We start from the raw sequence: 18,797 nt of genomic DNA, 5'->3' as shown, positions 1-18,797 counted from the left end.
GGCTGTGCTGTGAGTGGTGGATGCCACGGCCCGTCGGGTCGGACATCCGCGTCCTGAGTGTTTTACAACGTTGTAACAGTATGACAGGCTCGGTGCAGACGCAACGAATCCCGGCAAAAAATTCCAACGTTGCAATAAAAGTTATCGTCCCGTTACCGGCCGTGGCCGGGGCGGCCCACCGAACCGGAGCCTCCCGATGTCCCTCGAATTCCCCGCTGACCTGGCCATGCACGGCACCGTCGCCCCGCTCGCCGACCGGCCTCCGATGGGCTGGAACTCCTGGGATTGTTACGGCACCACCGTCACGGAGGCCGAGGTGCTGGCCAACGCCGAGTTCATGGCCGAACACCTGCTGCGCTTCGGCTGGGACACCATCGTGGTCGACATCGCCTGGTACGACCCCGCCGCCCGCGCTGGCGGTTACAACGAGAAGCCCGGCATCGAGATGGATGCCTGGGGCCGCCAGCTGCCCGCCACCAACCGGTTCCCGTCGGCGACCGCCGGCGCCGGCTTCGCCCCGCTCGCCGCCCGGGTGCACGCGCTCGGCCTGCGTTTCGGGCTGCACATCATGCGCGGGATCCCGCGGGCCGCGGTGGAGCGGGCCCTGCCCGTCTTCGCGCGTGCCGGGGTGACCGCCGCCGACATCGCCGACCCGGCCTCGGCCTGCACCTGGAACCCGGACAACGTGGGCCTGAACCACGACCACCCCGGCGCGCAGGCCTACTACGACGCCCAGGTGGCCCAGTTCGCGACCTGGGGCGTGGACTTCATCAAGGCCGACGACATGCTCGCGCCGTATCACTCCCGCGAAATCGCGGCCTACGCCCTAGCAATCGCCCGCTCCGGACGCCCGATCACCCTCAGCCTCTCCCCCGGCACCGATCTCTCCCAGGCCCACCGCGAGCACCTGGCCGCAAACGCCGAGCTCTGGCGGGTGTCCGACGACCTCTGGGACCGCTGGGAGGACATCCTCGACCAGTTCGGCCGGCTCGCGCGCTGGGCACCGCACCAGCGCCCCGGCGCCTGGGCCGACGCCGACATGCTGCCGTTGGGGCGCATCGGCATCCGGGCCGAACGCGGCGACGACCGGATGAGCCGGCTCACGCCGGACGAACAGCGCACCATGCTCACGCTGTGGTGCCTGGCCCGGTCCCCGTTGATGTTCGGCGGCGACCTGCCGTCCACCCCACCCCAGACCCTGGCCCTGCTCACCAACCCGGCGGTGCTGCGCATGCACCGCGACTCGCACGGCCAGCGGGAGCTTTGGCGGGAGGGTGACACCATCGTGTGGAGTTCGGTTGCCGGGGCCGAAGTCGAAGAGCCGGCGGCGATTTACGTGGCCGTGTTCAATACCGCGGACGCCGCCAGGGACATCCATCTGCCGTTGTCGGCGCTGGGCGCACCGGCCGGGGCGGCCACGGCCACCGACCTGTGGCACGGCGATCAGGTCGCGGTGACGAACGGCGGCACCACCCTGCGGGTGCCGGCACACGGCTGCCGTCTTGTGCAATTCGACACCGCCCTCGAGCACCAGTCCAGTCAGCCTGCCGTCGACTCCCGGTCGATCACGGTGTAGTCGGCCAGGTAGACCTCGGGCACCCGCGGGGTCACGCCCTCCTCGATGCGCTGCACGAGCAGGCGCACCGCGGTGTCGGCGATCTCGTCGCGGCCGGGGTCGATGGTCGACAGGGTCGGCAGGGAGTACTTGGTCTCGTCGAGGGCGTCGAAGCCGATGAACATTACGTCTTCCGGCACCCGCAGCCCGGCCACCTGAGCCACCCGCATGGCGCCGAGCGCCAGGGTGTCGTTGAGCCCGAACACCGCGTCGAAACTGACGCCGGTGTCGATCAGGGCGCGCATCGCCTCGGCGCCGTCCGCCCGGTGCCACCGGCCCACATTGCAGATCAGCGCCGGGTCGAACGGGATGCCGGCCTCGGCGAGGGCCTCGCGGTAACCCTGCACACGCAGCACGGCGGAGCCCACCACCTCGCCCTCGTGCGCGCCGATGATGGCGATCCGGCGCCGGCCCCGGCTGATCAGGTGCAGGGTCGCCGCCTTCGAGGCTTCCACGTTGTGCATGGTGACGTGGTCAACGGGTCCGCCGAAGACCCGCTCACCGAGCAGCACCATCGGGTAGCCCACGTTGAGCATGGCGGCATCCTCGGTGCTCAGGCCCAGCGGGCTGAAGATCAGGCCGTCGGTCAGCTGTAGCCGCGGGCTCGAGAGCATGGCGATCTCGCGGTCGCGGTCACCGCCACCGGTCTGCTCGAGCAGCACCACCAAGTGACGGCGCTCGGCGGCCTGGATGATCGCATCCGCCAGCTCGGCGAAGTAGCTGAGGCTGAGCTCGGGCAGGGCCAGGCCGATCACACCGGTGCGGCCTGAGCGCAGGCTGCGTGCTGAGATGTTGGGCTTGTAGCCGAGCTCGTCGATGGCCGCGCGCACCCTCTCCCGGGTTGCGGGCCGGATGTGCTGAAAGTCGTGGACCACATTGGAGACGGTCTTGATCGACACCCCGGCGAGCGCCGCCACATCGCGCAGTGTTGCTGCCAATTTCGCTCCCTGTCGGTCAGTGCCGCGAACAGTCCGTGCGCGCGGTCGCGACTCCGGGCGGCCACACGCCGTCCTCGGCGCGTCGGTCTGCTCACGTCCGAACTTACCGCCTTCATTACAACGTTGCAGCCGCCTGGCGGCTCTGGCGCGGTCCATTCCCGGCGGGGCCTCGCCCCGCTTCCGGCGCCGCGGGCCTCGCGGCACTCACAAGTCCCGGCGGCACACGTCAGTCCCGGCGGCACACGTTAGAACCCGTGCCGCCGCGAAGGACACCTGCCTGCGGGAAGAAAGTGGTCCACGAGACGTGGAGGGCACTCGCCTGCGCCAGGTTCACCATCCCGGTACCGTCGCCGCCGACGACGCCCGCATCGGTGACAAGCGGGCCGCCGCCCACCCGGCCCGCCCCGGATCCGCGTGAGTAGGCTGGATGGGTGAATGCCTACGCCTCCGCACCCGTCGACCCCGAATCCACCGCAAACCTCGCCGAACGCGGCCTGAGACTGGCGGTGCTCGACGCCGACGACGAGGCGGGCCTGAAGCGTTGGCTGCTGGCGGATGCCCGCGGCTTCCACGAGGTCACGCCCACCGAGGGCACCCTCGAGGTGCAGGTCGAGGACATCGCCACCGACAGGGTCACCGGCGTCTGGGACGCCTCGCAGGCCGACCCGGAGACCCCGGTCGCCACAATACGGTCCTGGGAGATGGGCCTGACCGTGCCCGGCGGCACCGCCCTGGGCACCTGGGCGATCAGCTCGGTCACCGTCTCCCCCACCCACCGCCGCCAGGGCATTGCCAGGGCCATGCTCACCTCGGAGCTCCGCACCGCCCAGCGGCTCGGCCTGCCGATCGCCATGCTCACGGTCTCCGAAGCCACCATCTACGGCCGGTACGGTTTCGGACCGTCGGCTCGGCAGTCCTCGTACGTCGTCGACACCCAGCGGGCCCGCTGGACCGGCCCCACCCCGGCCGGCCGCGTTCAGTTCGTCAGCCCGGAATCGCTGCTCGCCGACGGCCCCGCCGTCTTCGAACGCACCCGCGATCGCTCCCCCGGCGAGGTCGACCGTCGCGAGATCTGGTGGAAGCGCACCCTTGGCCTGCTGCCGAACGAACCCGACGCGCACAAGCGCGGCATCCGCGCGGTGCGCTACGACGATGCCGACGGCGCCATCGCCGGATTCGCGCTCTACGAGATCGCGCTGCAGAACGTCAGCCACCCCGGCCAGCTCAAGCTTGTCGACCTCGTCGCGGCCACCGACGACGCCTATGCCGCGCTCTGGCGGTTCGTGATCGAGATGGACATGGTGAACGAGATCAACGCGGGCCTCCGCAGCGTCTCCGAGCCGGTGGCGTGGCAGGTCTCCGACCACCGCGCCGTGCGCAAGACCAGCGAACGCGACCACCTCTGGCTGCGTATCCTCGACGTTCCGGTGGCGCTCGGCGCCCGCAGCTACGCGGCGCCGGGCGACTACCTGCTCGACGTCACCGACGACCTCGGCTTCGCCCAGGGCCGGTTTCTGCTCACCGTGGCCGCCGACGGGTCGGGGCAGGCGCATCCGCTCACCGGTACGGCCCCGGCCGGCGCCGTCGAGGTGGCCCTCTCGGCAGCGGACCTGGCATCGCTGTACCTCGGCGGCACGAGCGCGGTCGACCTCGCCCGCGCCGGCCGGATCACCGAGAAGTCTCCGGATGCCGCCGTCCGGCTGGACACGGCGCTGCACTCCGCCTACGCCCCGCACCTGAGCACCTGGTTCTAGCCGCTCGCTCCCGGTGCACCCCGATCTGGTCTTAGGCTGATCTGGGTGCCCGGCTCGGGCTGCCCTCCCAGCTAGCTCACAGCACCCGGCAACCGGCCTCATAGGCCGGGTCGATATCGTCGGGGTGAGAACCAGTCCCGACGAAACGGCACAGATAGCCCATGAACTCAAAAACCCCCGGCCAGGCGCTCCCCCCGAAGAAGGATCGCCGTGAGATCGCGCGCGAGACCGCCCGCATCCAGCGGGAGGAGCAGAAGAAGCGCGAGACGCGCAATCGCTGGTTCCTCCGCGGCGGCATCGGCCTGGCCCTGGTGGCCGTGGCCGTCATCGTCGCCGTTCTGATCGTGGGCAGCGTCAAGCCGCCCTCGCCCGGGCCGCTCAACATGGCCAGCGACGGCATCCTGATGCAGGGTGACGGCACCACCATCAGCGCCGTGACGACCGCGGCGACCGCGGCCGACGCCGAGCCAGTGCCCACCGATGTGAGCGAGCTCACCAGCACCGTGAACATCGCGGTGTACCTGGACTACCTGTGCCCATACTGCGGCCAGTTCGAGACCACGAACGGCGCCCAGCTCACCAGTTGGCTCACCGCGGGCAACATCACCCTCGAGACGCACCCGATCTCGATCCTCGACCAGTCCTCGAGCGGCAGCAAGTACTCCACCAGGTCGGCCAACGCCGCCGCCTGCGTGGCCAACTACCAGCCGGACAGCTTCCTCGACGTGAACAGCGCCCTGTTCGCGAACCAGCCCACCGAGGGCACGACCGGCCTCAGCAATGCTGAGCTCGTCAGCCTGGTGGAGGAGGCCGGCGTCACCGACGAATCCGTGGCCACCTGCATCACCGACCAGGAGTTCGCCGACTGGGTGGGCGACGCCACCGACCGCGCTCTGGACAACCCGCTGCCCAACACCGACATCGGCGCGCTCGCCGGCACCCCGACGGTCCTCGTGCAGGGCGTCAAGTATGAGGGCGACCTCGGCGACGCGGCAGCCTTCGAGGCGTTCGTGTTGGAGCAGGCCACCGCGACGACCGACACCAGCGGCACCGACTCGGGCACCGACACCGGCGAGTAGCCACTGCCCGCGCGGACTCCCGCGACGGCATCCAGCTCGGCTACTGTGGCCGGTGCGGACAAGCACCCGGCACACCGGGCGCAGAAATCCGCACCGGCCACAGTTGTTGTCCGCGCACGAGAGCGGATGCGAGCGGGTGACCGCGCTGTTGGACCCGAAGGAGACGGCATGTTGCACGAAGTCCCGGCCGACCGGCACCCGGCCAGGCCGCGCGTCTACGGCGCCACCGTCGATGCGAACACCCGGTGCGTGCACTACGCCGGGCCCACCGACATCGTCGCGATCAGGTTCCGCTGCTGCGACAGGTTCTACCCGTGCTTCCAGTGTCACGCCGACGCCGAATCGCACCCGGCAGCGCAGTGGGCGCCGGCGGAGTGGGCCGAGCGGGCGATTCTCTGCGGCGCGTGCGGGCAGACCCTCACGATCGAGGTCTACAGGTCCGTGTCCGCCTGCCCGGCGTGCGGGTCGCCCTTCAATGACGGATGCCGTCTGCACGCCCACCTGTACTTCCAGGTGGCGCCGCCGACGCCCTGACTCCCGGCCCGGGCGACCGGCGCCGCATGGAGCCCCGGGGTGGGTTACATCGGCCCCGCGTGCTCGGTCAGCCAGGAGTACGGGTCGATGGCGGTGACGCCGTTGAGGTGCAGCTCCAGGTGCAGGTGCGGTCCGGTGCTCTGGCCCGTGCTGCCGACGTTGCCGATCACCTGACCGGCCGTGACGGACTGGCCCACACTCACGGCGGCGGAGCCGGCGAGCATGTGCCCGTAGGTGCTGGTGACGTTCTGACCGTTCACGACGTGATCGATCATGACGTGCACGCCCAGGCCGCCGTTGTCGTACGCGGTCACCGAGCTCACGACGCCGTCGGCGACGGAACCGATCGGGGTTCCCTGGCCGGGGTTCATGTCGAGGCCGTCGTGGAAGGTCGAGCATCCCGCGCAGGGCGCCGAGCGGGGGCCGTAGCCGTCGGAGATGCGGATGGAACCGGGGAACGGCCAGCGCACGCTCGCCCCGGCGGGGGCGGCGGCAACGGCGGTGGGCGCGGCCGCGGCCGCGGGGGCGACGACCACGGGTGGTGGTGGCGGCGCGACCTCCTTGGCCGTGTAGGTGTCCACCTGCACGGCGACGGGCGCTGCGGCGGTCACGCTGATGCTCTGTGCCGGTGCGGCCTCGGCCTGGGCCACCCTGGCGGCGGACGCCTGAGCCGCGCTGGCCGGAGCACCGTCGGCATCCACGTAAGCGGCCTGCGCGGGCAGCGCACCGGCCGTGGTGAGCAGCGCCACAAAGGTCATGGCGGTGACGGCGGTGACCTGTCGGCGGCGGGAGGGCGGCTTGATGAATCCGCTGCGCCTACGCATGAAACTCCCCGGCCGAAACGTGAGCAAGGATGTGCACGGTGCAAATGGACATGGCAAAAGCTTTCTGGTCGATGCGGGATCAGGATGCGGATCCACCAGGCCTCGAAAGGGTCACTCACCGGCAGCGGCCCGCGTCAGGTGACAGGGCAGGCCGGATAGGGCGTGGAGCGGGCGGGAACCGTGAAGGTGGCACCGCCGAATGGGAATCCAGCACACGGCGACGACGTCGGCCCCGCGCGCAGATAAATGACGTTACGTCACGTTTCTGGGTAAACCGTGTGTGTGCATGCGTACGCACACATCGGCGGGGGTGTCGCTAGGGTCGTCTGGCGCGGAGGGCCAGGCCGCCGATCGGCAGGATGACCAGGCCGGCCGCGCACAGCATGGCGATCCATTCACCGGTGGCCAGGCTCACCCAGAGGCCGAGGCCGAGAACCGCGACGCTCCACAGCCAGCCGAACAGCGCGCTGCGGCGCACGGCGTGGTCGGGTGCGATTGTCATGCCTTCACTCTACAAAGCGCGGCTGGGTGGTTCCAGTGGACCCGACGGCTCAGACGGTGACGACCGACTGGGCCAGGGCGTCGAGCGCGCCGGGCACCAGTCGGTAGTACGCCCAGGTGCCGCGCTTGTCCCGGGAGAGAATACCGGCATCCACCAGCACTTTGAGATGGTGGGACACCGTGGGCTGGCTGAGGCCGAGGGGTTCGGTGAGGTCGCAGACGCAGGCTTCGGCGTCGTCGTGGGCGGCGACCATCGAGATCAGCCGAAGCCGGGCCGGATCGGCGATGGCCTTGAGGGTCTTCGCGAGCTTTTCCGCGCCGTCCGCGGCGAGCGCTTGGCGGGCGGGCGGCGCGCAGCACTCGACCGCCGCGGGGGCCTGCAGAAGTTCGACGTTCACCATTCCCCCATTCTGACACGCGAATTGACATCCATCGATGCTGTCGCCACACTCAATATCGACGTTCATCTATTTCCCAGCCGTGACCGATGGAGCACCATGACATCCGCCGACCAGCCCGCCCCTGCCGCCGCGCAGCTCGGCACCACCGATCGGCTGCTGCCGGTCTGGATTCTCCTCGCGATGGGGCTCGGGCTACTGCTCGCCGTCTTCGCGCCCGGCGTCGGCGACCTGCTGCACGCGTTCTCGATCGGCTCGGTGAGCGTGCCGATCGCGGTGGGCCTGCTGGTGATGATGTATCCGGTGCTCGCCAAGGTGCGGTACTCGGATGCCCGCGCCGTCGCCGGCGACCGGCGCCTGCTGGTGTCCTCGCTGGTGCTGAACTGGCTCGTGGGCCCGGCGCTGATGTTCGCGCTCGCCTGGGTCTTCCTGCCCGAGCTGCCCGAATACCGCACCGGGCTGATCATCGTGGGTCTGGCCAGGTGCATCGCCATGGTGCTCATCTGGAACGACCTGGCCTGCGGCGACCGGGAGGCCGCGGCGTTCCTCGTGGCGATCAACTCGGTGTTCCAGGTCATCGCGTTCGCCGCCCTCGGCTGGTTCTACCTGCAGGTGCTGCCGGCCTGGCTCGGCCTGGCCACGACCAGCGCCGAGTTCTCCATCTGGGCGATCACCGCGAGTGTGTTGGTGTTCCTCGGAATTCCGCTGCTGGCCGGCTACCTCTCCCGCCGCATCGGCGAGGCCACCCGTGGCCGCGCCTGGTACGAGAGCCGGTTCCTGCCGCGGGTGGGCCCGTTCGCGCTCTACGGACTGCTCTTCACGATCGTGTTGCTCTTCGCCCTGCAGGGTCAGCAGGTCATCAACCGGCCGCTGGACGTGGTGCGCATCGCCCTGCCGCTGCTGGTCTACTTCGCGGTGATGTTCGGGGCGGGCTTTCTGGCCGGCCGGCTGGTCGGGCTGTCGTACGCCCGCACGGCCACGCTGGCCTTCACGGCGGCGGGAAACAACTTCGAGCTGGCCATCGCGGTGGCCATCGGCACATTCGGCGCCACGAGCGGTCAGGCCCTGGCCGGCATCGTGGGCCCGCTGATCGAGGTGCCGGCTCTGATCGCCCTGGTCTACGTGTCGCTGTGGCTGCGCCCGAAGCTGTTCGGCCACGAGCCGGCGCCCCGGGCAGCAGCATCCGGCGAACCGGCATCCGCCAAGGCGGCGGCGCCGACCGCCGTCTGACCCGTCAGTGCCAGCGGAGCAGGCTCAGCCGCGGGTCACCTGGATCTTCGACGTCGTCTGCTCGCGCTCGGCGACGGGTACCCGCACCTCGAGTACGCCGTCCCGGTAGCTGGCCGAGACGTCGGAGTCCTTGCTGCCGCTGGGCAACGGGATGTCGCGGGCGAAGGAGCCGTAGCGGAATTCGGTGCGGTAGCCGCCCTTCTCCTTGTGTTCGCTGGTCTCCTGGCGTTCGGCCTGGATGTGCAGGACCCCGTCGGACACCGAGATGTCCACGTCCTTGTCGGGGTCGATGCCGGGCATCTCGGCTTTCACCACGAGGGTGTCACCCTCCTGGTATTCCTCCACCCGCAGGGCTGCGGACTCCCAGTCGCCCTCAAAAAAGCGTCGCACCGAGTCGGGCAATTCGAATCGGTCGCGGCGCGCTACTCCACCAGCCATGATGCATCTCCTTGGGGTTCGGCCTGTTTTCGCTGCACAGAGTACCCCCGCGCCGTGGCCCGCGCAGGCCGTGCGGCGGGCGCTAGATCAGCTGCGCCGCGCGCAGATCGGCCTTCAGCCGCGGGGTCAGCGGGTCGAGAATATCGTCGTACTCGCGATGCCCGCGCAGGTAGGCGGCCGTGAACGGGCACAACGCCACAACCCGCAGCCCGCGCGCCCGCACATCGGCGAGCGCGGCCGCCACCAGCGTCGACGCCAGGCCCTTGCCGGACTGGTCCATGCTGATCTCGGTGTGCACGAACACCCGCTGCTCGCCGTGATCGGCGTAGACGGTGTGGCCCACCTGCACCCCGTCGAGCAGCAGCACGTACCGGCGCTCATCCTCGACGAGTTCGACGGTGCGCTGCTCGCCGGCACCGGGCTGACTATCGCCATGTGTGGGGATGCTCATCCCCCCAGTCTGCCCAGCGCGCCGACGGATGCAACCCCTCGCGGCTGCCCATCCGGCGCTACTCGGTGGTCGGCACCGCGCCGGCCGCCGCCGCGGCATCCGCACCCGCCTGAGCGACGCTGCGCCGCGCCCGCCGGTAGGTTGACCGCTTCGGCTGCTCCTTGAGCTGGCGGCGCACATCGTCGAGGATCTCGGTGACGGTCATCAGGTCGGCATGGCTGAGCCTGTCGAAGAGCATCTCCCGCACCAGGTCGACGTAACCGGGGATGCCCGTCCGCAGCAGGTCGAGGCCCGCCGGAGTGATGTGGGCGATGACCGACCTGTCGTCGTCGGGGGCCGGCTGCCGAAGCACCAGCTCCTTCCGCTCCAACTGGCCGACCTGGTAGGTGAGCCCACTGCGGGAGACCGTGAGTGAATCGGCGATGTCGGTCATGCGCCGCCCAACGGTGCCGGCTTCGCCGATGCGCAGGAGAATCTCGAACTGCGCGAGGGTGAGGCCCACGGAGTCGCGCAGATTGCGGTCGGCCGCGTACTGCACGATGTTCGACGTCTCGAACAGGGCCGCCCAGGCACGCATCTCATCGGCCGAGATGGATGGTTCGGGAATTCCCATGGTCGGTCCTCCGTTAGGGTGAGAAAGAAGTTGTTTCGAATACGAAGCACTTGTCGGCTCGGTGTCGAACACTCTGCGTGTTGACGACTGAGTCCAGTGTGCTCCGCTCTACCCGAAAGAAGACAATCATGACCAACGCCATTTACACCGCATCCGCCACCTCCTGGGGTGGACGCACCGGCAAGGTCGTCACCAGCGACAACAAGCTCGACCTCGACCTGTCCATCCCGAAGGACATGGGCGGCGACGACGGACCCGGCACCAACCCCGAGCAGCTCTTCGCCAGCGGCTGGGCGGCCTGCTTCCACAACGCCCTCAAGGCCACCGCCCGCCAGAACAAGGTCGACGTGTCGGAATCCGCCGTCACCCTCACCGTCAACCTCGTCGGCAGCATGGCCACCGGCCTCGACTTCGAGGTCACCATCGAGGCCCAGATCCCCGGCGCAGACCCGGCCACAGCGCAGGCAGCCATGGAAGCCGCACACGCGGTCTGCCCGTATTCCCGCGCCACCCGCGGCAACATCGCCGTGAAGCTCACCGTCGTCACCGACGAGGACTAGCCACCACCTTCGCGTCTGCGTCCCGTGCGGACAATTGCGTCCGGCACACCGGCACCAATTGTCCGCACGGGCACCAGTTGCGCCACCGGCAGGCTCTACCCCCAGACGTCGGCCATCTCCGCGGGCAGGGTCCGCAGCACGTCCCACCGCTCGGGCACCACCAGGCTCGGCAGCACGAACGACCACATCTCCACGAGCCGCTGCATCAGGTCCGCCCGGCCGGTGAGCACGCCGGAGACCACCTGCACACCCGTGAACGCCGGGCTGATGAACCGGGCGGCGGCGGCGACATCCACGTCGGCGCGCACGTCGCCGTCGAGGATCGCGCGCCGCAGCAGCAGCTCGCAGGCCGCGATCCAGTCCTCGTATGGCGTCACGACGGGCACCGAGAGGTTGCTCGATTCCATCGTCAGGCGGATGCCTGCCCGCGACACCGGATCGTCGCGCACCTGCTTGCCCAGCTCGAACGCCATCCGCAACAGCACGTGCAGGCCGGGCTGTTCGCTGTGCAGCAGCTCGTCGCCGAGCCCGAGCGCCCGCTCATGCTGGGCGTCGATGACCGCCAGCGCCAGCGCCTCCTTCGACGCGAAGTGGAAGTACAGCGCCCCCTTGGTGAGCCCGGCCGCGACACAGATATCCGCCATCGAGGCACCGCCGTAGCCCACAGCGCCGAAGACATCGGCGGCGGCGCGGATGATCGCCGCCCGGGTCTCCACGGCGCGAGCCTGTTGGGTCATGACGCTCCTCGACTGGAAACGGGCACCCGGCACGGCACCGAGACCAATTCCGACTTCGTCTCACCAGAAAGCATACCGTTTGGTATGCTTCCGTTAGGCCGGGCGAGCATTCCGGGGGGAACCTGTTTTCCCGGCCGACGACCACCGCACGACCGCACCACCCGCCCAGCGCCGCCGCCGGGCACCATCTGCCGGGATCGAGGGGAATCCGACGAATGAACAGCACAGGAATACTCAGCACCGCCTGGCAAGGAACGCTCGGGCGCACAGATGTCCTGGACGGCGGCGCTATCGACGGCGCCACGCTGGGCGCTCTGATCGGCGTGACGCTCATCGTCCTGGCCGGCCTGGGCGCCCTCGTCCTCATCGTGGCCGCCCTCGCGCAGGTGGTCCGCGCCGTGCACCTGAGCGAACCTGCCCGCACACGGTGGGTGTTGACCGTGGTCTTCGCACCGGTGTTCGGTGCGCTCGCCTGGTTCGCGGTGGGCAACCGCCTCCAGGCCGGCTGACCCGCACCGGGCTGACCCGCACCCGGCAGTCCCGCTTCCGCGGTTCAGGACCGGGGCCGCACCACGAGCACCGGGCAGTCCGCATGCCGCACGCACTGCTCACTGACCGAGCCGAGCAGCATCCCGGCCAGTCCGCCGCGCCCGCGGGAGCCGACCACCAGCATCCGGGACCCCCGCGAGACCTCGATCAGAGTCTTGGCCGGCCCGCCCAGCGCCACCCGGTACTCCGCAGTGAGCCCCGGATGCTCGGCGACGACGTCCCGGGTGTCGTCCACGAGGCGTTCCCGCACCGCGCCCGCGTAGTCCGAGTACGACGACACATAGCCGAACTCCCAGTTCGCCGGGCGCGGAGCCGTGTCGATGGTCCAGGCACGCACGATCGTCACCGGCACCTTGAGGTCGGCGGCCAGGTCGAGAGCCACGGTCAGGGCGTGATCAGCGTCGGCCGATCCATCATGTCCGACGACGATGCCCGTGCGCGGGCCGGGCTGCTGTGCCGGTTGCGCGGCCGCTTCGGCGTGCACCGCCGCCGCGTCGCCCGCATCGGGCCGAGGGTCATTGCCTGTGCCGGTGTCAGCGTCCATGGTGGCCTCCTGCCGCGGAAGGCGGAGCGTCCGACTCCTGCGGTTCCCTCCCATTCAACCGTCCCGAGCCTGCCGCCGGAAGAGCGCGGGCCATCTCGGGCGAGGAATTCCGGCCGCCCTCCGCCGCTGAGCCGCGCCGGCGCAGCCTCTCGCAGCCGCCTCCCACCCGACGTCCGAACGCCTTCGATAGTCTCTGGGGATGAGCTACTTCGAGCGCCACCGTTTGTCCGCGCTCGCGACGGCTGCCGTTCTCGTCGTCGTCCTGGCCGGCGCAGCCCTCGTCAGTGCCGCCCTGCGCGCCGAACCCGCCACGGCGGCTCCCACCGCGCCCATCGCCACGAACACGATCGACCTGGCCGGCTTCGAGCCCGGCCGCATCGTCAGCGACTACACCTTCTTCAACGCCGACGCCATGACCGAGCAGCAGGTGCAGTCGTTCCTGCTGTCGCGCAGCTGCATCCGCACCGACAGCTCGCCCTGCCTCTGGGAGTACCGCGAGAGCACCGTCGACCAGCCCGCCGCGGGTGCCGGCCACTGTGCCGCCTACCCGGGCGCCGAGAACGAACACGCGAGCACCATCATCAGCAAGGTCGCCGAGGCCTGCGGCATCAGCCCCCGCATTCTGCTGGTGCTGTTGCAGAAGGAGCAGTCCCTGCTCAGCCGGCCCACCGAGTCCGGCTACCTGCGCGCCACCGGCTACGGCTGCCCCGACACGGCCGACTGCGAGACCGAGTACTTCGGTTTCTTCAACCAGGTCTACAACGCGGCCTGGCAGTTCCGTCAGTACACCCAGGAGCCCGAGCGCACCTACAAGATCGGCGACACCGAGGTGGGCTACAACCCCGACGCCGCGTGCGGCGCGAGCACCGTCGACATCCAGAACCAGGCCACCGCCAACCTGTACAACTACACCCCGTACCAGCCCAACGAGGCGGCCCTCGCCGACCCCGACAGCGATGGCGACGGATGCTCCACCCACGGCAACCTCAACTTCTGGCTGTTCTACACGGCCTGGTTCGGCTCCGGCAACCCGGACCCGTACCCGGATGCCCTCGGCTCCTGCCTCAACTACGCCCACGGCCAGCCCTGCCGGGTGCCCGAGCTGATCCCGTCGCTTTAACCCCACCGCACGCTTAGGAGGAACCATCGTGGACGTCCCCGCCGGCCGCCATCTCGTCTACCAGACCAGCCTGATGAGCGCCCTGCTCGACGGCATCTACGACGGTGACACCACCGTGGCCACCCTGCTCGAGCACGGCGACTTCGGCCTGGGCACCTTCAACGCGCTCGACGGCGAGATGCTGATCCTCGACGGTGTCTGCTACCGGATGCGGGTCGACGGCACGGTGGCACCCGCCGCGCCCAGCGACCTGACCCCGTTCGCCGTGGTCACCGAGTTCGTCCCCACGGTCACCATCCCCGTCACCGGGCCTGCCACCCGCGATCAGGCGGTGGCGCTGATCAACGAGACCCTGCAGAGCGCGAATTACCTCTACGCGGTGCGGCTGACCGGCGAGTTCGAGTGGGTGCGGGTGCGGGCCGTGCAGCGGCAGGAGAAGCCGTATCTGCCCATGTCCGAGGCCATCCGGGGCGAGAAGACCCTGGAGTTCGGCCGTTCCACCGGCGTCGTCGCGGGGTTCCGCACCCCGCTTTACGGGCAGGGCATCGGCGTGCCCGGCGGGCACGTGCACTTCGTCGACGCCGACCGGCAGCACGGCGGCCACGTGCTCGACTTCGCGTTACTCTCGGGCACCATCGAGATCTGCATCGGCACCGACCTGCACCTGGAACTGCCGCTCACACCCGAGTTCAAGAACGCGGACCTCAGCCCGGATAATCTCGCCGACCAGATCGAGCAGACCGAAAACCACCGCTGAGCAAACCAAAACGACCCGGTCAGGTCCTCGTCACGTGCCCCGGCCAGAGCGCCGCATCCAGCCCACGTTCGAGCTTGGCGATGGTCTCCATGTCCGGCCAGGCCCGCCCGTCCAGGATGCCGATCAGGGTGGCGTGGTTCACGCCGCAGGACTCGGCGGCATTGCGGATGCTCCGCGAACCGATGGCACGGCGCAGGTTGCCCGCGAACGTCCGCGCGACCTCGCCGATGGCGTCGCTGGCCGGGCCATCCGGCCACTCGTGAACCAACTCGTTCGGCTTCAGGCGCGTGGTGCGTGACATTCCCCCAGCGTAGGCCGCGCCGGGAGCCGTGCGGGCCGCACGAACGGCGACTACGGGGTCCACCACGGCCGCAACGGCAGCTCGCCGGCAGAGCCCGGTTTGTCGGGCCGGGCCATCAACACCTGGTGCAACTGGATGCCATTGTTCTCAAACCCGAGCCGCGATCCAGCCATATACAGACCCCAGACTTTCGCGGTGGGGAGCCCGACCTCGGCGACCGCCTCGTCCCAGTGCTCGACGAGATTGGCGCACCAGTCGCGTAGTGTCAGCGCGTAGTGCTGCCGCAGGTTCTCTTCGTGCAGAACCTCCAGACCGGCGTCCTGCGCCTCGCTGATGATCCGGCCAGACCCTGTGAGCTCCCCGTCGGGAAAGACGTAACGATCGATGAATCCGCGCGGCTGGGGTGGTTTGTGGTTCTCCGGCCAGGTGATGGCGTGATTGAGTAGCAGCCCGCCGGGGCGCAGCCGGGACTGCAGAAACCCGAAGTACGACGGATAGTTGCGCACGCCGATGTGCTCGAGCAGCCCGATCGACGACACCGCGTCGTACCCGGTTTCCGTGACATCGCGATAGTCGGCGTAACGGACCTCGGCCAGATTGCCCAGGCCCTCGTCTGCGATGGCCCGCTGCGCCCAGCCGGCCTGCTCGGTCGAGAGCGTCACACCGGTCGCTCGCACGCCACGGCGGGCGGCGTAGCGCACCATGCCGCCCCAGCCGCAGCCCACGTCGAGCAACCGGTCGCCCGGTTTCAGTCGCAGCTTTTCGAGGACGAGTCGGTACTTGTTGTCCTGCGCCTCCTCGAGGGATGCGCTCCCGCGCGGGTAACACGCGCAGGTGTAGGTCATAGACGGCCCGAGAACCCACTCGTAGAAGGTGTTCGAGACGTCGTAGTGGTGGTGGATCGCTTCGGCATCCCGGGTCTTGCTGTGCCGGAGCCCCCCGGTGATCCTGCGCCACCGGGGCTGCGCTTCCTCGGGCGGCGGCGCTATCGGGCGCAGGTGCCGGGCGCCGATGGAGCGGATCATGTCGACCATCATCCGTGCCGGTGGGCGTGCGAAGACGAGGCTGTCGGCGAGGGCCTTGAGCAGCTCATAGGGGTCCCCCGGGTGCACCCCGCGGATGTCGAGGTCGCCGGCGATGTAGGCGCGGGCAAAGCCGAGGTCGCCGCGGCCGGTGGCCAGGTAGCTCGTGCCGCGGGGGGTCCTCAGATCCAGCCCGAACGACGCGTCCGTCGGCCCGGTCGAACTCCCGTCATAGGCCGTGAACCGCAGCGGAAGCCGGCCGCCTGCCAAGATCTCCAGCACCTCGGCGAGGGTGTATTTCCCCGCCGATCCGGTTTTCCCTGGTGCATCCGTCAGCGAAGTCGACTTCGTCGAGCGTTCCCGGTACGTGGTCATCGTCGTTGCACCGCCTTGGCATAGAGGTCGAGGAGACGTGAATCAGGGTCATATCTGTTCTTCACTGCCCGGTAGTTTTCTCCGCCGTAGAGTTCGTCGAACTCCGCCCGGGAGTAGTAGGAGTCGGAGTACAACGACTTGTGCCCGTCGAAATCACGGACCGCGCGTTCGATCAGGCGGTTCGTCGCCCCCGCGGTGGACCCGACCGGCACCGTCGACCAGAAGCCGACGTTCACGTAGTTCTGGCGCGGCCCGATCGGGTAGAGCGGCCAGCCGGTGTCGTCCTGCAACCGCAGCGGGCACAGCCAGATCGGTGTGATCGGCACGGTGTCCAGGAACCAGTCCAGAAACTCCGCGCACCGCTCTATCGGCACCTCGATGTCTTGGACGACGCGCTCGCGGGGCGGCCGGCCGGCCAGCCTCTCGATGCGATCGCCGATGTGGAATCGTTGTTCGTATTTCATCAGCTTCCCGTAGACGCTGCTGCGCCGGTAGCGTCGCGGCCACAGCCGGCGGACCCGCGGATTCTGCGCTCCGAACGCCTCCGAACACCAGAACCAGTCGGTGTCCCAGCGCCAGAGGTAGTCGTGGATGGTGAGGCGGTCGTCCGTCACCCCGCTGTCGTGCTGGATGGAGCGGTAGTAGATCTGTTGGCCGGTGTAGTCGCTGACGGCACCGGGGGTATCGGTCTGCACGCCTACGCAGAGGTAGCTCTCCTCGGCGCTGAACACCACTCCGTCGAGGTAGTCGATCGCCACCCCGTCGAGCCGGCCGGTCTGGGTAATGCGGCCCATCATTGTGACCAGGTCGCTCAGTGAGTGGAAGCGCAGGTGCCGGAGAGCGACGAATGGCTTGACGGTCTCCAGGTCGATGCGCAGGCGCACCGCGTACCCCAGCGTGCCGTATGAGTTGGGGAAGGCCCGGTACAGATCCGCGTGCTCGGTGGGCGAGACGGTGAGCACCTCCCCCGTGCCGGTGAGGATGTCCATCTCCAGCACCGACTCGTGCGGCAGGCCGTTGCGGAACGACGTCGACTCGATGCCGAGGCCGGTGACTGCGCCGCCGAGCGTGATGGTCTTCAACTGCGGCACAACCAGCGGCGCCAGCCCGTGGGGCAGCGTCTGGGCGACGAGGTCGTCGTAGGTGCACATGCCGGCCACGTCGGCCGTCCGCGCCTCTTCGTCTATCGCGATGACGCCGGTCAGCCCGGAGGTGTCCAGGCCCGTCCCGGTGTTCTTGGCGCGTGCCCGGAACAGGTTCGACGTTGGTTTGGCCAACCGAATCGCGGCCCCGTCGGGGACGGTCCGATAGCTCTCGAGTAGGCGCTGCACGCCGGCGGCGTGAGCGCGCTTCGCGTCGACAAGTGCGGGCACGCCCACACGATAGCCCGCGGTCGCCCCGGACGCGACGGGGATCTGCACAATCACGCAGAAAGGGCGGGTGCCGAAGCACCCGCCCTTTCAGTAGTCCTCGAGACCTAGAAGTCCCAGTCGTCGTCTTCGGTGTTGACGGCCTTGCCGATGACGTACGAGGAGCCCGACCCGGAGAAGAAGTCGTGGTTCTCGTCGGCGTTGGGCGACAGCGCCGACAGGATCGCCGGGTTCACGTCGGTGACGCTCTTGGGGAACATGGCCTCGTAGCCGAGGTTCATCAGCGCCTTGTTGGCGTTGTAGTGCAGGAACTTCTTCACGTCTTCGGTCAGGCCGACCTGGTCGTACAGGTCCTGCGTGTACTGCACCTCGTTCTCGTACAGCTCGTACATGAGGTTGAAGGTGTAGTCCTTGATCTCATCCTTGCGCTCCTGCGTGGCGCCTTCGAGACCCTTCTGGAACTTGTAGCCGATGTAATAGCCGTGCACGGCTTCATCCCGAATGATCAGACGGATGAGGTCGGCCGTGTTGGTAAGGCGGGCGCGGCTGGAGAAGTACATCGGCAGGTAGAAGCCGGAGTAGAACAGGAACGACTCGAGCAGCACCGAGGCGACCTTGCGCTTCAGCGGGTCGTCACCCTGGTAGTAGTCCATCACGATGGACGCCTTCTTCTGCAGGTTGACGTTCTCGGTCGACCAGCGGAACGCCTCGTCGATCTCCTTCGTCGACGCAAGCGTCGAGAAGATCGAGGAGTAGCTCTTCGCGTGTACCGACTCCATGAACGCGATGTTCGTGTAGACGGCTTCCTCGTGCGGGGTGATCGCGTCGGGGATCAGCGAGACGGCGCCGACGGTGCCCTGGATGGTGTCGAGCAGGGTGAGTCCGGTGAACACGCGCATGGTGAGCTGCTGCTCCACCGGGGTGAGCTGGTTCCAGGACTGCACGTCGTTGGAGAGCGGGATCTTCTCGGGCAGCCAGAAGTTGTTGACGAGGCGGTTCCAGACCTCGACGTCTTTTTCGTCTTCGATCTTGTTCCAGTTGATCGCGTCAACGTGGGAGACGAGCTTGAGCTTGTCAATCATGATTT

Annotated in this window: 22 protein-coding genes; 9 read left to right on the top strand and 13 right to left on the bottom strand. The window is 68.8% G+C overall.

Annotation, left to right across the window (positions count from 1 at the left end; translation table 11 throughout):
* Positions 1–196: 196 nt before the first annotated feature.
* Positions 197–1,576, top strand: coding sequence for a glycoside hydrolase family 27 protein (locus C3B61_RS04385; RefSeq protein ID WP_425266410.1), 1,380 nt, complete (start codon positions 197–199; stop codon positions 1,574–1,576).
* Here the strand turns inward: C3B61_RS04385 and C3B61_RS04380 are convergent.
* The gene (locus C3B61_RS04380; RefSeq protein ID WP_103432784.1) at positions 1,540–2,553 is read right to left on the bottom strand and encodes a LacI family DNA-binding transcriptional regulator; all 1,014 of its coding nucleotides are present in this window, start codon (positions 2,551–2,553) and stop codon (positions 1,540–1,542) included. The genes C3B61_RS04385 and C3B61_RS04380 overlap by 37 nt on opposite strands.
* A gap of 431 nt (positions 2,554–2,984) precedes the next feature.
* On the opposite strand from C3B61_RS04380, the gene C3B61_RS04375 reads away from it, so the two are divergent.
* The 3 genes from C3B61_RS04375 to C3B61_RS04365 all read left to right on the top strand — a co-directional run bounded on the left by C3B61_RS04375 (position 2,985) and on the right by C3B61_RS04365 (position 5,920).
* Positions 2,985–4,307: a GNAT family N-acetyltransferase gene (locus C3B61_RS04375; protein WP_103459682.1), complete on the top strand. Its 1,323-nt coding sequence runs from the start codon at positions 2,985–2,987 to the stop codon at positions 4,305–4,307.
* Positions 4,308–4,468: 161 nt separating this feature from the next.
* A complete protein-coding gene (locus C3B61_RS04370) occupies positions 4,469–5,386 on the top strand; it encodes a DsbA family protein (protein WP_103459681.1) in 918 nt (305 codons plus the stop codon).
* Positions 5,387–5,554: 168 nt separating this feature from the next.
* Positions 5,555–5,920: a CHY zinc finger protein gene (locus tag C3B61_RS04365; protein ID WP_103459680.1), complete on the top strand. Its 366-nt coding sequence runs from the start codon at positions 5,555–5,557 to the stop codon at positions 5,918–5,920.
* Positions 5,921–5,964: 44 nt separating this feature from the next.
* Here the strand turns inward: C3B61_RS04365 and C3B61_RS04360 are convergent, their stop codons facing one another.
* From C3B61_RS04360 to C3B61_RS04350, 3 genes are all read right to left on the bottom strand, one after another.
* A complete protein-coding gene (locus tag C3B61_RS04360; RefSeq protein ID WP_103459679.1) occupies positions 5,965–6,744 on the bottom strand; it encodes a M23 family metallopeptidase in 780 nt (259 codons plus the stop codon).
* Between the two features lie 316 nt (positions 6,745–7,060).
* On the bottom strand, positions 7,061–7,246 hold the full coding sequence (locus C3B61_RS04355; protein ID WP_103459678.1) for a hypothetical protein: 186 nt from the start codon (positions 7,244–7,246) through the stop codon (positions 7,061–7,063).
* 49 nt (positions 7,247–7,295) lie between these two features.
* The gene (locus C3B61_RS04350; protein WP_103459677.1) at positions 7,296–7,646 is read right to left on the bottom strand and encodes an ArsR/SmtB family transcription factor; all 351 of its coding nucleotides are present in this window, start codon (positions 7,644–7,646) and stop codon (positions 7,296–7,298) included.
* A gap of 96 nt (positions 7,647–7,742) precedes the next feature.
* On the opposite strand from C3B61_RS04350, the gene arsB reads away from it, so the two are divergent.
* Positions 7,743–8,873 (top strand): ACR3 family arsenite efflux transporter, encoded by a 1,131-nt coding sequence (gene arsB, locus C3B61_RS04345; RefSeq protein WP_103459676.1) that lies wholly within the window; start codon positions 7,743–7,745, stop codon positions 8,871–8,873.
* Between the two features lie 24 nt (positions 8,874–8,897).
* Here arsB and C3B61_RS04340 read toward each other — a convergent pair whose 3' ends face one another.
* The 3 genes from C3B61_RS04340 to C3B61_RS04330 form a co-directional block, all read right to left on the bottom strand.
* Positions 8,898–9,311: an Hsp20/alpha crystallin family protein gene (locus C3B61_RS04340; RefSeq protein WP_088455084.1), complete on the bottom strand. Its 414-nt coding sequence runs from the start codon at positions 9,309–9,311 to the stop codon at positions 8,898–8,900.
* Between the two features lie 82 nt (positions 9,312–9,393).
* Positions 9,394–9,762: a GNAT family N-acetyltransferase gene (locus C3B61_RS04335; protein ID WP_088455083.1), complete on the bottom strand. Its 369-nt coding sequence runs from the start codon at positions 9,760–9,762 to the stop codon at positions 9,394–9,396.
* A 58-nt stretch (positions 9,763–9,820) separates the two neighbouring features.
* The gene (locus C3B61_RS04330; RefSeq protein ID WP_088455082.1) at positions 9,821–10,375 is read right to left on the bottom strand and encodes a MarR family winged helix-turn-helix transcriptional regulator; all 555 of its coding nucleotides are present in this window, start codon (positions 10,373–10,375) and stop codon (positions 9,821–9,823) included.
* Positions 10,376–10,503: 128 nt separating this feature from the next.
* Between C3B61_RS04330 and C3B61_RS04325 the strand changes: the two genes are divergently transcribed.
* Complete coding sequence (locus C3B61_RS04325) at positions 10,504–10,935, top strand: organic hydroperoxide resistance protein (protein WP_174776277.1); 432 nt, start codon at positions 10,504–10,506, stop codon at positions 10,933–10,935.
* A 95-nt stretch (positions 10,936–11,030) separates the two neighbouring features.
* Here the strand turns inward: C3B61_RS04325 and C3B61_RS04320 are convergent, their stop codons facing one another.
* The gene (locus C3B61_RS04320) at positions 11,031–11,672 is read right to left on the bottom strand and encodes a ScbR family autoregulator-binding transcription factor (RefSeq protein ID WP_088455081.1); all 642 of its coding nucleotides are present in this window, start codon (positions 11,670–11,672) and stop codon (positions 11,031–11,033) included.
* 215 nt (positions 11,673–11,887) lie between these two features.
* Between C3B61_RS04320 and C3B61_RS04315 the strand changes: the two genes are divergently transcribed.
* Entirely contained in the window at positions 11,888–12,181 is a 294-nt protein-coding gene (locus C3B61_RS04315) for a PLDc N-terminal domain-containing protein (protein WP_103459675.1), read from the top strand.
* Positions 12,182–12,225: 44 nt separating this feature from the next.
* On the opposite strand, the gene C3B61_RS04310 is transcribed toward C3B61_RS04315, so the two are convergent.
* Positions 12,226–12,765: a universal stress protein gene (locus C3B61_RS04310; RefSeq protein ID WP_208858770.1), complete on the bottom strand. Its 540-nt coding sequence runs from the start codon at positions 12,763–12,765 to the stop codon at positions 12,226–12,228.
* 199 nt (positions 12,766–12,964) lie between these two features.
* Between C3B61_RS04310 and C3B61_RS04305 the strand changes: the two genes are divergently transcribed.
* Both C3B61_RS04305 and budA read left to right on the top strand, forming a co-directional pair.
* On the top strand, positions 12,965–13,885 hold the full coding sequence (locus C3B61_RS04305; protein WP_103459673.1) for a hypothetical protein: 921 nt from the start codon (positions 12,965–12,967) through the stop codon (positions 13,883–13,885).
* A gap of 28 nt (positions 13,886–13,913) precedes the next feature.
* A complete protein-coding gene (gene budA / locus C3B61_RS04300) occupies positions 13,914–14,642 on the top strand; it encodes an acetolactate decarboxylase (RefSeq protein ID WP_244285830.1) in 729 nt (242 codons plus the stop codon).
* A gap of 19 nt (positions 14,643–14,661) precedes the next feature.
* On the opposite strand, the gene C3B61_RS04295 is transcribed toward budA, so the two are convergent.
* The 4 genes from C3B61_RS04295 to nrdF all read right to left on the bottom strand — a co-directional run bounded on the left by C3B61_RS04295 (position 14,662) and on the right by nrdF (position 18,792).
* Positions 14,662–14,943 carry a helix-turn-helix domain-containing protein gene (locus C3B61_RS04295; protein ID WP_103459672.1) on the bottom strand — a complete coding sequence of 94 codons (282 nt, stop codon included), beginning with the start codon at positions 14,941–14,943 and terminating at the stop codon, positions 14,662–14,664.
* Positions 14,944–14,993: 50 nt separating this feature from the next.
* Positions 14,994–16,340 carry a class I SAM-dependent methyltransferase gene (locus tag C3B61_RS04290; RefSeq protein ID WP_103459671.1) on the bottom strand — a complete coding sequence of 449 codons (1,347 nt, stop codon included), beginning with the start codon at positions 16,338–16,340 and terminating at the stop codon, positions 14,994–14,996.
* Complete coding sequence (locus C3B61_RS04285; protein WP_208858769.1) at positions 16,337–17,713, bottom strand: FAD-binding oxidoreductase; 1,377 nt, start codon at positions 17,711–17,713, stop codon at positions 16,337–16,339. Before C3B61_RS04285 ends, C3B61_RS04290 begins: the two co-directional genes overlap by 4 nt.
* Before the next feature lie 104 nt (positions 17,714–17,817).
* Positions 17,818–18,792 (bottom strand): class 1b ribonucleoside-diphosphate reductase subunit beta, encoded by a 975-nt coding sequence (gene nrdF / locus C3B61_RS04280; protein WP_088455068.1) that lies wholly within the window; start codon positions 18,790–18,792, stop codon positions 17,818–17,820.
* Positions 18,793–18,797 lie beyond the last annotated feature (5 nt).

Origin of the sequence: Cryobacterium zongtaii (genome assembly GCF_002909375.1) — a bacterium.
Lineage (GTDB): Bacteria > Actinomycetota > Actinomycetes > Actinomycetales > Microbacteriaceae > Cryobacterium > Cryobacterium zongtaii.
Note: the sequence above shows the minus strand (reverse complement) of the source record. Positions and strands in the feature narration are given on the sequence as shown.